General features: G+C 63.9%; 14 protein-coding genes. 10 read left to right on the forward strand and 4 right to left on the reverse strand.

The features are described from left to right. Positions 1–20: 20 nt before the first annotated feature. From RF819_RS03980 to RF819_RS03990, 3 genes are read left to right on the forward strand one after another with little or no spacing between them, the layout of a single operon-like run. On the forward strand, positions 21–1,334 hold the full coding sequence (locus RF819_RS03980) for an efflux RND transporter periplasmic adaptor subunit (protein ID WP_078363771.1): 1,314 nt from the start codon (positions 21–23) through the stop codon (positions 1,332–1,334). Continuing rightward, positions 1,331–2,077 carry an ABC transporter ATP-binding protein gene (locus RF819_RS03985; protein ID WP_078363772.1) on the forward strand — a complete coding sequence of 249 codons (747 nt, stop codon included), beginning with the start codon at positions 1,331–1,333 and terminating at the stop codon, positions 2,075–2,077. The genes RF819_RS03980 and RF819_RS03985 overlap by 4 nt, the downstream gene beginning before the upstream one ends. Further along, positions 2,077–3,282, forward strand: a complete 1,206-nt coding sequence (locus RF819_RS03990) for an ABC transporter permease (RefSeq protein ID WP_078363773.1) — start codon at positions 2,077–2,079, stop codon at positions 3,280–3,282. The genes RF819_RS03985 and RF819_RS03990 overlap by 1 nt, the downstream gene beginning before the upstream one ends. A 50-nt stretch (positions 3,283–3,332) precedes the next feature. Here RF819_RS03990 and purN read toward each other — a convergent pair whose 3' ends face one another. Further along, a complete protein-coding gene (gene purN / locus RF819_RS03995) occupies positions 3,333–3,926 on the reverse strand; it encodes a phosphoribosylglycinamide formyltransferase (RefSeq protein WP_078363774.1) in 594 nt (197 codons plus the stop codon). A gap of 13 nt (positions 3,927–3,939) precedes the next feature. Between purN and RF819_RS04000 the strand changes: the two genes are divergently transcribed. Beyond that, a complete protein-coding gene (locus RF819_RS04000; RefSeq protein WP_078363775.1) occupies positions 3,940–4,653 on the forward strand; it encodes a YceH family protein in 714 nt (237 codons plus the stop codon). Between the two features lie 7 nt (positions 4,654–4,660). On the opposite strand, the gene RF819_RS04005 is transcribed toward RF819_RS04000, so the two are convergent. Continuing rightward, a complete protein-coding gene (locus RF819_RS04005; protein ID WP_242473220.1) occupies positions 4,661–6,325 on the reverse strand; it encodes a phosphoethanolamine transferase in 1,665 nt (554 codons plus the stop codon). Between the two features lie 133 nt (positions 6,326–6,458). On the opposite strand from RF819_RS04005, the gene RF819_RS04010 reads away from it, so the two are divergent. Genes RF819_RS04010 through RF819_RS04035 form a run of 6 tightly spaced genes read left to right on the forward strand, consistent with a single transcriptional unit; the run spans position 6,459 to position 11,425 of the window. After that, a complete protein-coding gene (locus RF819_RS04010; protein ID WP_078363776.1) occupies positions 6,459–7,196 on the forward strand; it encodes a phosphatase PAP2 family protein in 738 nt (245 codons plus the stop codon). Between the two features lie 60 nt (positions 7,197–7,256). Beyond that, positions 7,257–7,880, forward strand: a complete 624-nt coding sequence (locus RF819_RS04015) for a thermostable hemolysin (RefSeq protein ID WP_078366762.1) — start codon at positions 7,257–7,259, stop codon at positions 7,878–7,880. Beyond that, complete coding sequence (locus tag RF819_RS04020; RefSeq protein ID WP_078363777.1) at positions 7,877–9,310, forward strand: AMP-binding protein; 1,434 nt, start codon at positions 7,877–7,879, stop codon at positions 9,308–9,310. Before RF819_RS04015 ends, RF819_RS04020 begins: the two co-directional genes overlap by 4 nt. Further along, positions 9,307–9,996: an iron-containing redox enzyme family protein gene (locus RF819_RS04025; protein ID WP_078363778.1), complete on the forward strand. Its 690-nt coding sequence runs from the start codon at positions 9,307–9,309 to the stop codon at positions 9,994–9,996. The genes RF819_RS04020 and RF819_RS04025 overlap by 4 nt, the downstream gene beginning before the upstream one ends. After that, positions 9,993–10,790, forward strand: a complete 798-nt coding sequence (locus tag RF819_RS04030) for an SDR family oxidoreductase (protein WP_078363779.1) — start codon at positions 9,993–9,995, stop codon at positions 10,788–10,790. The genes RF819_RS04025 and RF819_RS04030 overlap by 4 nt, the downstream gene beginning before the upstream one ends. Continuing rightward, a complete protein-coding gene (locus RF819_RS04035; RefSeq protein WP_078363780.1) occupies positions 10,787–11,425 on the forward strand; it encodes a tetratricopeptide repeat protein in 639 nt (212 codons plus the stop codon). The genes RF819_RS04030 and RF819_RS04035 overlap by 4 nt, the downstream gene beginning before the upstream one ends. Here RF819_RS04035 and RF819_RS21870 read toward each other — a convergent pair. Next, positions 11,412–12,737, reverse strand: coding sequence for an ATP-binding protein (locus RF819_RS21870; protein WP_078363781.1), 1,326 nt, complete (start codon positions 12,735–12,737; stop codon positions 11,412–11,414). The two genes, RF819_RS04035 and RF819_RS21870, sit on opposite strands and share 14 nt — an antisense overlap. Further along, positions 12,734–13,408 carry a response regulator gene (locus RF819_RS04045; protein WP_078363782.1) on the reverse strand — a complete coding sequence of 225 codons (675 nt, stop codon included), beginning with the start codon at positions 13,406–13,408 and terminating at the stop codon, positions 12,734–12,736. The genes RF819_RS21870 and RF819_RS04045 overlap by 4 nt, the downstream gene beginning before the upstream one ends. Between the last annotated feature and the right edge of the window lie 34 nt (positions 13,409–13,442).

The following is a 13,442-nucleotide window of genomic DNA, read 5'->3' on the forward strand; positions in this document are numbered from 1 at the left end:
GATCCCCTATCTGCATCGATATGAACACCCCTATCTCCCCCACCCCACCCACACCCCAGCCCAACGCGCTGCAGGCCTTGCTGGCCGCCAAGCCCAAGCCGACCTGGTGGAAGCGCCGAAGCCTCTGGGCTGCTGTTGTATTGATAGCTGCAGGCTCAGGCGGTTATTGGGCTTGGAGCCTCAATCAGCAAAAAAATGCGGCGCCCAGCTACATCACCGAGCCAGTCACCAAAGGCAACCTGACGCTCAACGTCACCGCCAACGGCACGCTGCAACCCACACGCTCGGTCAGCATCGGCAGTGAACTCTCGGGCACCGTGCGCCGCGTGCTGGTGGACATCAACGACCGGGTCAAACAGGGCCAGGTGCTGGTAGAGCTCGACACCGCCAAGCTGGGTGACCAGGTGACCCGTTCACGCGCCGCACTGGCGGTGGCGCAAGCCCAGCTGGCCCAGGCCACGGCGACCGTCAAGGAAAACCGCGCCAGCCTGGCCCGGCTCGAAGAAGTGGCCCGGCTGTCGGGTGGCAAAGTGCCCTCGGCCACCGAGCTCGACACCGCGCGGGCAGGCATGGAGCGCGCCGTGGCCGCTGAGCTGAGTGCCCGCGCCAGCGTCGACTCGGCCCGTGCCTCCTTATCCACCGACGAGACCAACCTGTCCAAAGCGTCCATCCGCTCACCGATCAACGGTGTGGTGTTGACCCGTAGTGTCGACCCGGGCAACGCGGTGGCCGCCTCATTACAAGCCGTGACCCTGTTCACCATTGCCGAGGATTTGAGCCAGCTGCAGTTGAAAGTGAATGTGGACGAGGCCGACGTGGGCCGGGTCAAGGTTGGACAAAAGGCCAGCTTCACCGTCAGCGCCTTCCCGACGCGGCGCTTTCCGGCCACCATCACCACGGTGTCGTATGGTTCGACCATCACCGACAACGTCGTCACCTATGTGACCCAGCTTGATGTGGCCAACGCCGACCTGAGCCTGCGCCCCGGCATGACCGCCACCAGCACCATCACGGCGGTTGAGCGCAAGGGGGTGCTGCTGGTGCCCAACACCGCGCTGCGTTTTAACCCGGCCAAGACCAACACAGCAGCGGCCAAATCGGGTGGCGGCATCATGTCGAGCATGATGCCGCGTATGCCCCCGGGGCGCAGTAAAAGTGTCTCGGGCGGCGCGACCAAACAGGTATGGGTGCTGCGTGACGGTGTGCCCGAGGCGGTGACGGTCACCCCTGGCATCAGCGACGGTCGTATGACCGAGATCACCGACGGCGCCCTTAGCGAAGGTTTGGCGGTGATCACCGAACAACGCAGCAACGCCAGCGCCAAAAAACCATGAGCAGCGAGCCGCTGATCCAGCTCAAACAGGTGACCAAGGTCTACGGCCAGGGCGCCACCGCCCTGCTCGCCCTCAAAGGGGTGGATCTGGCTATCGATGCGGGTGACTTTGTCGCCATCATGGGCCCCAGCGGCTCGGGTAAATCCACCGCGATGAACACCCTCGGTTGCCTGGATACACCCACCTCGGGCGAGTACATCTTCAACGGTGTGCATGTGGAACACCTGTCGCGTGACCAGCGTGCGTTATTGCGGCGGAACTACCTGGGTTTTGTGTTCCAGGGCTTCAACCTGCTGGCGCGCACCTCGGCGCAGGAAAACGTCGAACTGCCCCTTCTATACCGGGGTGAACCCACCCAAAAGCGCCATGCCGCCGCCAAAAAGGCGCTGGCCTCGGTCGGTCTGGCGGGCTGGGAGCACCACACGCCAGCAGAGCTATCCGGTGGTCAACAACAGCGCGTGGCGATTGCCCGCGCCATCGTCACCGAGCCCGCCGTGCTGCTGGCCGATGAACCCACCGGCAACCTGGACACCAAACGCAGCCACGAGATCATGCACCTGCTCTGGAAGCTCAATGTGGACCACGGCATCACCGTGCTGATGGTCACCCATGAGAGCGACATGGCCGACTACGCCAAACGCATCGTGCGTTTTGTCGACGGTCTGGTGGCCAGTGATGTGCGCAACCCGCATCCGCTGGCACTGACCGAAGCAACTGTCACCCAGACCGAGGAGAGCATCTGATGTGGCTCAACACCTTGTTGCTGGCGCTGCGCTCGATCCGGCGCAACCTGATGCGCTCGTTTTTGACGATCCTGGGCATTGTGATTGGTGTCAGCGCAGTGATCACGATGGTGACCGTGGGCAACGGCGCCACCCTGTCGGTGCAGAACCAGATCGCCGGGCTGGGCACCAACCTGCTGCAAATCCGGCCCGGCCAGCGCATGGGCGGACCCGGTGGCAGTGGCGCACCGTCTTTCCGCGAGGCCGATGCCATCGCCATCCGCAGCCAGGTCAGCGGCTTGTTGGCAGTGGCGGCTGAGGGCCGTACCTCAGCCACCATCGTTGCCGACGGGCGCAACTGGGGCAGCAGCGTGATTGGCAGCACCAACGACTGGCTGGTCACCGGCAACTGGAAACTCAGCGAGGGTCGCTCTTTCAGCGACGACGAAGAACGCGGTGGCGCCTCGGTCTGCCTGGTGGGCCAGACGATCCAACGCGAGCTGTTTTCTGGCAACAGCGCGCTGGGCGCCTTCATCCGGGTCAAACAAATCACCTGCGAGGTCATTGGGGTGCTGGGCTCCAAGGGCCAGGGTGCTTTTGGCAACGACCAGGACGATGTGGTGCTGGTGCCTTTGCACACGCTGCAGCGGCGCATCACCGGCAACCTGCGTATCAACACCTTGCTGGTGTCGATGGTGGACGGCGCCGACCCCGAACGTGTCAAAGCCACCCTGACCGAGCTGCTGCGCGAGCGACGCAAGCTGGCCGAGGCCGACGAAGACAACTTCAATGTGCTCGACACCAAACAACTCGGCGAGACCTTCGCCAGCACCACCAAGGTCATGACCATGCTGCTGGGTGCGGTGGCTGCGGTGAGCCTGCTGGTGGGCGGCATCGGCATCATGAACATCATGCTGGTGAGTGTGACCGAGCGCACGCGTGAGATCGGCCTGCGCCTGGCGATTGGTGCGCTGGAAGGTGAGGTGCTGCTGCAGTTTTTGATAGAGGCGGTGGTGCTCTCGGCCCTGGGTGGCCTGATCGGCATTGTGCTGGCCACAGGTGCGTCCATCGGGCTGGCGCGGCTGATGGATGTGCCCTACGTCTTCAACGTGGGTGTCAACCTGCTGTCCTTCGTGTTTTCAGCGGCGATTGGGGTCTTGTTTGGCTACGTGCCGGCCCGCCGCGCGGCGCGGTTGGACCCAATTGAGGCGCTGCGGCACGAGTGAGTTTTGCATAAGAAATGTGCTTCTAGCCCTTATAAATCAAGGGCTAATAGCTACTTATCTTGAAGCAACTTCACCACCGCACGCGGGTAGATCAGGTGTTCCTGTGTGAGCACCCGTGCCGCCAATGTGTCTGCACTGTCCCCCGGCAACACCGGCACCACGGCTTGCGCCAGGATCGGGCCGTGGTCCAGCTCGGGGGTCACCAAATGCACCGTGGCACCGGCCACCTGGCAGCCCGCATCAATCGCGCGCTGGTGGGTGTTGAGCCCGGCAAAAGCGGGCAGCAGCGAGGGGTGGATGTTGACCAGCCGTCCGGCATAGTGGTTGACAAACCCAGGCGTCAGAATTCGCATGAAGCCCGCCAGCAGCACCAGCGGCGGGTGGCCGGGGGTGGCGTAGCTGTCGATGCGCGCCATCAGCGCCGCATCAAACGCCTCGCGGCTGGCAAAGCTAGTGTGGTCAAGCACCTCGGTGGCCACACCTTGTGCGCGTGCCAGGACCAGCCCACCCGCGCTGGCCTTGTTGCTAATCACCGCGGCCACCTGGGCCTGATACTGGGCGGCCCAGTTGTCGCGTTGTGCGGCTTTGAGGATGGCCAACATGTTGGAGCCGCCGCCTGAGATCAAAATAACGATGTTTTTCATACTTGGCTGAATTATGACTTTGACCCCTCCCCCCTTTGGCAGCGCACCGGTCACCCCGCCTGCGCCCACCATCCTGCTCACCCCGACTGAAGCACGTGTGCTCGGCACCTTGATGGAAAAAGCCCGCACCGTGCCCGACAGTTACCCACTGTCGCTCAACTCGCTGATGCTCGGTTGCAACCAGAAAAGCAGCCGCGACCCGCTCATGAACCTGAGCGAGGCCGAGGTGGCCGACGCGGTCAGCAGCCTCAAAACGCAGCAACTGGTGCGTGAAAGCAGTGGCAGCCGGGTCACCCGTTTTGAGCACAACGCCCAGCGTGGCCTGGGTGTGCCGGAACAGTCGGCGGTGCTGCTGGGCCTGCTGATGCTGCGCGGCCCACAAACCGCCGCCGAGTTGCGCCTCAACAGCGAGCGCTGGTACAAGTTTGCCGACATCTCCTCGGTGGAGGGTTTCTTGGAAGAACTGCAGGACCGCCCCGACGAGAAAGGTGGCCCGCTGGTGGTGAAACTGGCCAAAGCCCCGGGCGCCCGTGAGCAACGCTGGGCGCATCTGCTGTGTGGTCCGGTGGATGAGGCTTTGTGGGCCGGCGCGGGCTCAGCACGTCAGACCGAAGGCCTGGCACTGGAGCGTGTAGCACGCCTAGAGGCCGAGGTGGCCGATCTGCGGGCCACGGTCAACCGGCTGTGTGCGGAGCTGGGGATGGCAACTCCCCCCACAGCGGATTGATCAAACGCTACAAAAGCTTGTGGTCACACGCAGATAGTATGTCGAGCTTGGCCTGGGCCACGCGGGTTTGTACACCGGAGAGGTCCAGCACGGTGTGAAACAGATTGTCGTGTGACCAGGGTTTGCTGGCCTGGGCTTGGGCGCAGCTCATCTGCAGGCCACGCTCCTGTTGCAGGGCTTTGGAAAACCACATCAGCATCGGCACATGGGTCTGTTCCTGCGGTGCCAGGGCGTAGGGCATGCCATGCAGGTACAAACCCTTTTCGCCCAGTGACTCACCGTGGTCAGAGACATACATCAAGGCAGTCGGCTGGTCGGGGGCTTGCGTTTGTAACCAGTGGATGGTTTGCGCCAGAAAGTGGTCGGTGTAACGCAGGGAGTTGTCGTAGGCGTTGACCAGCTGTTGTGTCGGGCAGTCCTGCAAGGCATTGCTGTTGCATTCCGGCAAAAACGCCTTCAAAGCCGGTGTGGAACGCTTGAAGTAGGCCGGCCCATGGCTGCCCATCTGATGCAACACCACCACGGTGCCACGGGCGCGTTTGGCCGGGTCCAGCTGCGCCAGTTGAGCAGGCAGCTGGCGCAGCAGCGCTTCATCCAGGCATTCGTCCCTGTCGCAGAGGGCGCTTCCCCGCTGTTCATGGGTATCTGCGTGTGGCACCCGGTCACAGACACCTTTGCAGCCCGACTGGTTGTCCAGCCAAAGCACGGCCAGACCGGCGTGCTGCAGGATGTCCAGCAGGTTTTCATAACGCGCACCGTTGCCCACATAGTTTTTGCGCCCCAGGTGCGAGAACATGCAGGGCACCGATGTTTCGGTGTTGGTGCCGCAGGAGCTGACCTGGCTGTAGTACACCAAGTCACCCGCCGCTTGCAGCTGGCGCAACTCGGGCGTGGTGTCCCGGGCATAACTGCCCAGGCCAAAGTTATCAGCACGCGCGGTTTCACCCACCACCAGCACAATCAGTGGCGCAGCGCCGGGTTTGCCAACCGGCAGCACCACATGGGCGTCTTCACCGAGCGCCTGCAACACCTGCTGGGAACGCTCGGCCTGGCCGACCCCATGGCGAACCAAGGCATACACGGTGTTGAACGGGTTGATCATGTAACGCAGGGACTTGTGGTTGCGCATCAGCGAAGCCACATCCTGAAACGACAGCCACAGCAAGACCACGGCCAGCACCAAGGCCAAGACCATGGTCCCCAACTGCTGCCCCAGCAGGCGCCTGCTGCCCACGGGTCGCACGGGTTGGCGCCACAACCACAGCCCGGGCAACACCAGGCCCAGGCCTAGCGTCCATAACATCGACCAGGACAACAGATCCAGGGCCTCCGAGGTGTTGGTATTCACCACGTTGGCAATCATGCTGGCGTCGATCACCACGCCGTAACTTTGCATGAAATAGCTGCTCGATGCCGCCAGCGCCAGCAGCACCAAAGCCACCGGCTTGAGCCAGCGCGGCCACACCAGCAAACACAAGACCGCCACCGTGAATGCCATCACCGCCAGCACCAGTGTGCTCACCGTCAACACCGCATGCCAGCCCTGGGTTTCGGGCAGCTGCCAGATGACACGCCACAGCGGCAGGTTGCCCGCTGTGGCCAGCCACAGTGCCAGGGTCAAAATCAGCAAAACAGGGTGCCAAGGTGTGCGGCGGGTCAAGGTGAGGGTCATAAAAGCCTGTGTAAGGGTTGTTACAGGCATTCTGAAAAAGCTGGATTAAGTGCAGCTTAAGAAAGCCCTTCCCGGCCCCTCCACGGCCCTGGTTTTAAGCCTGGCTTAACCCAAAGGGGCTGCAATAGCGGCCATGTACCCATTTGCCAAGCACCCACCCGCCCGCCCATCCAGCCAAACCAAACGAGCCATCCCACTCTGGCCCATCAGTCTGATCGGGCTGGCCCTGCCCCTCTTGTGGGACGCCTCAGGGCTGGACCTGTGGGTGATGGCCCAACTTGGGTCCTCACACGGGTTTGCACTGCAACACAACTGGTGGCTGGAAGCCGTTCTGCACGATGGCGCGCGTCAGTTGGCTTGGGGTGTTTTGGCGTGTCTGGCGCTGATGGTCTGGCGACCCATCGGGCTTTTCAGACAGTTGCCGCGCCGCCAACGTGCCGAGATGCTGCTGGGCACCCTACTGGCCTTGCTGCTGATCAGCACCCTCAAACACCACAGCCTGAGCAGTTGCCCCTGGGACCTGCAGCAGTTTGGTGGGGTGGCCGAGTACCGCTCACACTGGGCCTGGGGGCTGCCCGATGGTGGTCCGGGCAAGTGTTTCCCGGGCGGCCATGCCTCTGCAGCATTCGCATTTTTGGCCTTGCCACTGAGTCTGCTGGCCTCTGAGCTCACCACACACCGCCACACCGGCTGGTGGTGTCTGGCCGGTGTGCTTCTGGCCGGGATCGTGCTGGGGGCCACCCAAACCCTGCGCGGCGCCCATTACCCAAGCCACAACCTGTGGACCGCCCTGATCTGCTGGACCGTGGCCCTGCTCAACCACCTGGCCTGTCGCGCTTTCCCTCAAAAAACTATCTTAAGGCAGCCTTAATCTCGCCGACCCAACATCGCGGCCTGTCTCCAATCAACCACAAGGAAAGCAATGTCGTTCATGGCTTCACGTCAAGTTTTACCGCCCGGTGACGATTCGGCTTTGTCGGCTCGACCCAGGATTCGCACCCATCTGCCGGGCAGCCCGGCACGGGCACAAGTTGAGGACTTCATCGGCCACATTTACCGCGACAGCTACGGCGCCGATGTCCGGCACTTCTCACCCACACTGGTCAGCCTGCACGATGCACAGGGTGAGATCGTGTCAGCCGCGGGTTACCGCGCGGCCAGCCAAGAGCCACTGTTTCTGGAGCGTTATCTGGACACCCCGATTCAGACCCGGCTCACCACTGCTGGTGGCGTCGCGCCCGAACGCACACGGATCGTCGAGGTTGGCCACCTGGCCTCGGGCAAAGTGGGCAGCGGCAAAAGCCTGATCCTGCAATTGGCCCCATTGCTGGCGGCCCAAGGCTTTTTGTGGGTTGTCAGCACCCTGACCGAAGAACTGCGCCACCTGTTTTTGCGCCTGGGCATCGCGCCTTTGGCGCTGGGTATGGCCGACCCCGATTTACTCGGTGATGCGGCAGCAGCCTGGGGCAGTTATTACGACCACCACCCGGTGGTGCTGGCCGGACAGCTGGACCTGGCACTACAGACCCTGAGCCGCCGTGGGGTGTTGGCATGAAGCCGGTATTGGAAGACAGCCAAACGTCTTGGTCGGCGCCCGCCTTGCAACAGGCGGTTGCAGAAGCCCAAGACTGGCTGCAAGCGGGCAACACACGCGTGCTGGCCAGTGTGTTGGACAACTCGGCCGCTTTTGTGGCGCTGGACGAAGCCCTGATGGCCGGTGAAGGTGTCCATGTGCCTTTGCCGCCCTTTTTTACCGCGACACAAATGCGCCATGCGCTGGCAGCCACCGGGGCCGACACCCTGGTCACCGAACCGGCATGGGCACAAGCCTGGCAAGGTTTGCCCTGGCAACCCGTGCGCCTGGCCGGGCGTGAGCTGCTTGCCACCCGCCTGCCCAGTACGCCACGCCCCTTGCCACCCGGCACAACCAAGATCACCTTTACCTCGGGCACCACCGGCTCCCCCAAAGGCGTTTGCCTGAGCCAACAGGCCATGCAGAACGTGGCCCAAGGTCTGATCACGGCGCTGGGGCCCTTGGGCATCGAGCGCCACCTCAATGCCTTGCCCTTTTCGGTGCTGCTGGAAAACATAGCCGGTCTGATGGCCCCGCGCCAACAAGGCATCACCTTGGTGACTCTGGGTATGCAGGCGCTGGGCTTGCAGGGCTCCTCGCAGTTTGATGCCGCTGTGTTCCATGCCGCCGTGACAACAAGCCAGGCACAAAGTCTGATCCTGCTGCCACAAATGCTGCGCGCCTGGTGTGGCTACTTGCAGCACACCGGCCAGCGTGCACCCGAGGGTTTGCGTTTTGTGGCGGTGGGGGGTGCCGCTGTTGGGGCAAGCCTGTTGTTGGCGGCCCACAGCCTTGGGATTCCCGCCTATGAGGGTTACGGCCTGTCCGAAGGTGCCTCGGTTCAGACGCTCAATCTGCCCGGTGCCAGCAAACCGGGCAGCGTCGGGCGCGCACTGGCACATGCCCAGATTCGCTGCGCGGCCGACGGTGAAATTGAGGTCAGCGGCAGCCTGTTCAATGGCTACCTCGGTGACACCACAGCGCCGCCTGCCTGGTGGCCTACCGGCGACCTGGGTTCCATCGATGCCGACGGTTTTGTCCAGGTGTCGGGCCGCAAAAAACATGTGTTGATCACCGCCTTCGGGCGCAATGTCTCGCCCGAGTGGGTGGAAACCAGCCTGTGCAGCCAACCCAGCATCCTCCAGGCGGTGGTGTTTGGGGACGGTGAACCCAGCCTGTTGGCCGTGCTCTGGCCGCTGAGCGCCGACCTCAGCGACGCCGCCTTGCAGGCCGCGGTGGACCGCTGCAACAGCCAGCTACCAGATTACGCACGGATTGGCCGCTGGACGCTTGCGCGCGCCGCCTTCCATGTCTCCACCGGCCTGGCCACCGCCAATGGCCGACCACAACGCCCGGCCATCTGGGCACAACACGCCGATCTTCTTTCCACCCTGACTGTCTCCCAAGCATGAACTTCTACCAACACCTGATTGAACAGACGAATGAGGCCCGCCAGGGCCTGCTGAACACCCCCATCATCGAAGGCGCCTTGCGCGGCCAGGTGAGCCTGTCCAGCTACCTGGCTTTCCTGCGCGAGGCTTACCACCATGTGAGCCACACCGTGCCGCTGTTGCGGGCCACCCAGGCCGCGTTGCCAGCCCACCACCAGTGGCTTTTTGAGCCGCTGCAGGAGTACATCACCGAAGAAAGCGGCCACGAAGAATGGATCCTGGACGACATCCGTGCCTGTGGTGGTGACGCCGAGGCCGTGCGCGCTGGCCCACCAGCCCATGCCACCGAGATGATGGTGGCCTATGCCTACGACACCATCGCGCGCAAGAACCCGCTGGGCTTTTTTGGCATGGTGCTGGTGCTCGAAGGCACCAGCGTGTCCCTGGCGCTGATGGCAGCCGATGCGATCCAGAAGCCGCTGGGCCTGCCTGACGCTGGCTTCAGCTACCTGCGCTCCCACGGCACCCTGGACCAGGAACACACCCAACACCTGGCGGTGTTAATGAACCAGGTCACCGACCCCACAGACCAGGCCGCCATCGTGCATGCCGCGCGCGCCTTTTACCGCCTGTATGGGGATGTGTTTCGCAGCCTGCCACTGCCGGTGGTCAGCCCGGCCCAGCAGATGCCGGTGGCACAGGTATGAAGCTCGATCAGGCACGCGTGCTGCTGACCGGCGCCAGCGGTGGCATCGGTCAGGTCATGTTGCAGGCTTTGCTGCAGGCCGGGGCCCAGGTACTGGGTATAAGCCGCCAGCCACAAAAGTCCACTCACCCCCGTCTGACCTGGCTGCAGGCTGACCTGACCGAACCACAAGGCATCAGCGATGTGGCCCGTATGGGCGCCCAGTGGCAGGCCAATGTGCTGGTCCACGCGGCGGGTTTGCCGGGTTTTGGTGCCCTGCCGAACCTGTCAACAGCGGCCATTGGCCAGGTGATCCAGACCAATTTGCTCACCCCGATGCTGCTCACCCAGGCCCTGTTGCCCCACCTGCAAAGCCAGGCGCGGGCCCAGGTGGTGTTTGTGGGGTCGGCGCTGGGACGCATCGGTTTGCCGGGGTTCAGCGTCTACGGTGCCAGCAAAGCCGGCCTGCATGGTTTTGCCGAAGCCTTGCGGCGAGAACTGGCGGGCAGCAGTGTGCGGATCCAGACACTGGCGCCACGCAGTACCCGCACCGGCTTCAACAGCGCTGAGGCCGAACGCTACAACCAGGCCACCGGCACGGCGGTGGACACCCCCGAGACCGTGGCCCAAGCGCTGCTGAAACTGATCGAAAGCCAAGCCGCCGAGCAGTTCATCGGCTGGCCCGAGCGCCTGGCAGTGCGTCTGAACGGGGCGCTAGGACCACTGCTCGACGGCAGTTTCACCAAACACCGCCAAGCTCTGGCGCAGGCCACCCCCCACACACACCAACCCATACCTCAAGGAACTCAACCATGAAATTGCTCGCCACCCTTCTCTTGACCGCCGCTTGTGTGCTGCCTTTTTCTTTGCGTGCCGCGCCGCTGGACGACGCCATCACCGAACTGCAGCGCGACTGGGAAGTCATCCGTTACCAGACGCCGGAGTCTGCCCGCCTCAAACGTTTTGAGGCGCTGAGCGCCAAGGCACACGGTGTCAGCCAGACCTTTGCCGGGCACAGCGAGCCGCTGGTGTGGGAGGGCATCATCGTCAGCTCTTTGGCCAATGAAAAAGGGGGCCTGGGTGCGCTGAGCCTGGCCAAACAGGCCAAGGCGATGTACGAGCAGGCGATTGCCCTGCGCGGTGATGCGCTGGATGGCTCGGCCTACGGCAGCCTGGCCGTGCTGTATTACAAGGTGCCGGGCTGGCCGCTGGGGTTTGGTGACAAGGCCCGGGCCGAAGAACTGCTCAAAAAAGCGTTAAGCGTGAACCCCACGGGCATTGACCCCAATTATTTCTATGCCGACTACCTGGTCGAGGTGGGCCGCGGCGCCGAGGCCACCCCCTATCTGGAACGCGCCCTGGCAGCCCCACCCCGGCCAGGCCGCGAGGTGGCCGATACGGGCCGGCGCGAAGAAGTGCGCCAGTTGCTGGCCAAAGTCAAGGCGCTGTGAGTTCGGCCACCACCCCGCTGCCATCAGCGCGCGGGTGGTAGCGCAAGACCCAGCCATGCAGCGCGGCGATGCGCTGGGCAATCGACACGCCCAGGCCACTGCCGGGCTCGGCTTGCCCGTCCGGGCGGTAAAACCGCTCGCCCAGACGTTGTAACTGCTCGGCGGGCAGCGGCTCACCCGCGTTTTCCACCCGCACGCTGCTGCTGGTCAGACACAGGGTCACGGTGCTGCCTTCCGGGGCATAACGCACCGCGTTGTCGAGCAGGTTGCGCAACAACACCGCCAACAAGTCCCCGTCACCACACCAGTCAGGCGGTCTCTGGGGTTCTTGTGGCCAGTCACACGCCAGCTCAATCTGACGCCGCTCGGCCAGCGCCAGGCTGTCACTCATGGCCTGCTCGGCCAGCGCCTGCCAGTCCAGCGGCTCGGCATGGACCAACACCTCGGTGGCCTCCAGCCGTGACAGCCGCAACAACTGGTCCACCAGACGCGTCATGCGCGCCATGCCCGCTGTCAGTTTTTGGGCTGCCTGCTCACGCTCTGGCTCAGTGGCGGCGCGCTGCAACACCTCCCACTGCGCACTCAGCACCGCCAGCGGTGTGCGCAGTTCATGCGCGGCATCGGCGGTAAAACGCCGCTCGCGGGCCAGGGTGGCGTCGATGCGGCCAAACAGACCGTTCATCGCCTGCAACAGCGGCTGGATTTCGGCCGGGGCCTGTTGCGACGGGATGGCTTGCAGATCATCGGCGGTGCGTTGTTGCAGCTCGGTGGTCAAGGCGCGCATCGGGCTCAGCGCCTGTCGCACCGCCCAGGCCATCGCCAGCAGCAGCAACGGCAGCATCAGCAACCAGGGCAACAGCTGGCTCCCGACCAAGCCCCACACCAGCTCGTCGCGCTCTTCCACCTTTTGCCCGGCGGCCACCAGCCACTCGCGGTTGGGCGCCTGCAGGTAGTACACCCGCCAGGGCTGTTGCTGCAAAGTCAGCTCTACAAAACCCACCGCGTCGGCCAGCAGCGGCAGCTGTGTGCCTTCACGGTCCGTCAGCAGCACCTTGCCCTGATGGTCCCAGACGGCGATGGCCAGGTCGTCCAGATCCGCCTCCGGGCTCACAACCGGCGCGGTTGGACTGCCCCTGGCCCGGTCCAGCCCCAGCAGCGTGGCCTGCACCTGCAGGGTCAGGCGGATCATTTCGGTGTCAAACAGTTCGTTGACCTCGGTGCGTGCCCGGCTGGACGACACCCAGGCCGCTACCGCCCACACCAGGGGCGCACAGATCAGCAAATAAATCAACAGGCGGCGCTGCAGACTCATGGGGCCTCCTGGGCGGCGCCCAAGGCATAACCCAGCCCGCGAATGGTGCGCACCACGGTGGGGTGAATTTTGCGACGCAGGTGGTGGATGTGCACCTCCAGCGCGTTGCTTTCGGGCTCGTCCCCGCTCCAGTCGTACATCTGCTCCTGCAACTGGGTTTTGGACAACACCCGCTGCGGGTGTTTGAGCAAAATCTCCAGCAAACCCGTCTCGCGTGCGGTCAGTTCCACCGGCTGGTCTTGCCAGTGCACCTGCCGGGTGGACGGGTCATAACGCAGGCCGCCGTGGACCCACTCCGACTGGCTGCGCCCGGTGGCACGGCGCAGCAGGGCGCGCAAGCGTGCTGCCAGTTCTTCGATGCGCATGGGTTTGATCAGGTAGTCATCGGCCCCGGCATCGAGCCCGGCGATGCGTTGCTCCAGACCATCACGGGCAGTCAAGATCAGCACCGGCAAAGCCACCCCACGCTGGCGCCAACGTTTGAGCCAAACCATACCGTCGGCACCCGGCAGGCCCAGGTCCAACACCAGGGCGTCATAACTGGCCGCGCCCAGCGCCGCATCAGCGCGCGCGCCATCTGGAAAACAGTCCACCACATGGCCGAGTTGGCGCAGCCCGGTGCTCAGGGCATCGGCCAGCTGGGCATCGTCTTCAAGAATCAGTAAACGCATCGGGCTCCCTTGGTCCGGGTGGCATGGCCCGCTG

It is taken from the genome of Rhodoferax fermentans (genome assembly GCF_002017865.1).
In the GTDB taxonomy this organism is placed as follows: domain Bacteria; phylum Pseudomonadota; class Gammaproteobacteria; order Burkholderiales; family Burkholderiaceae_C; genus Rhodoferax; species Rhodoferax fermentans.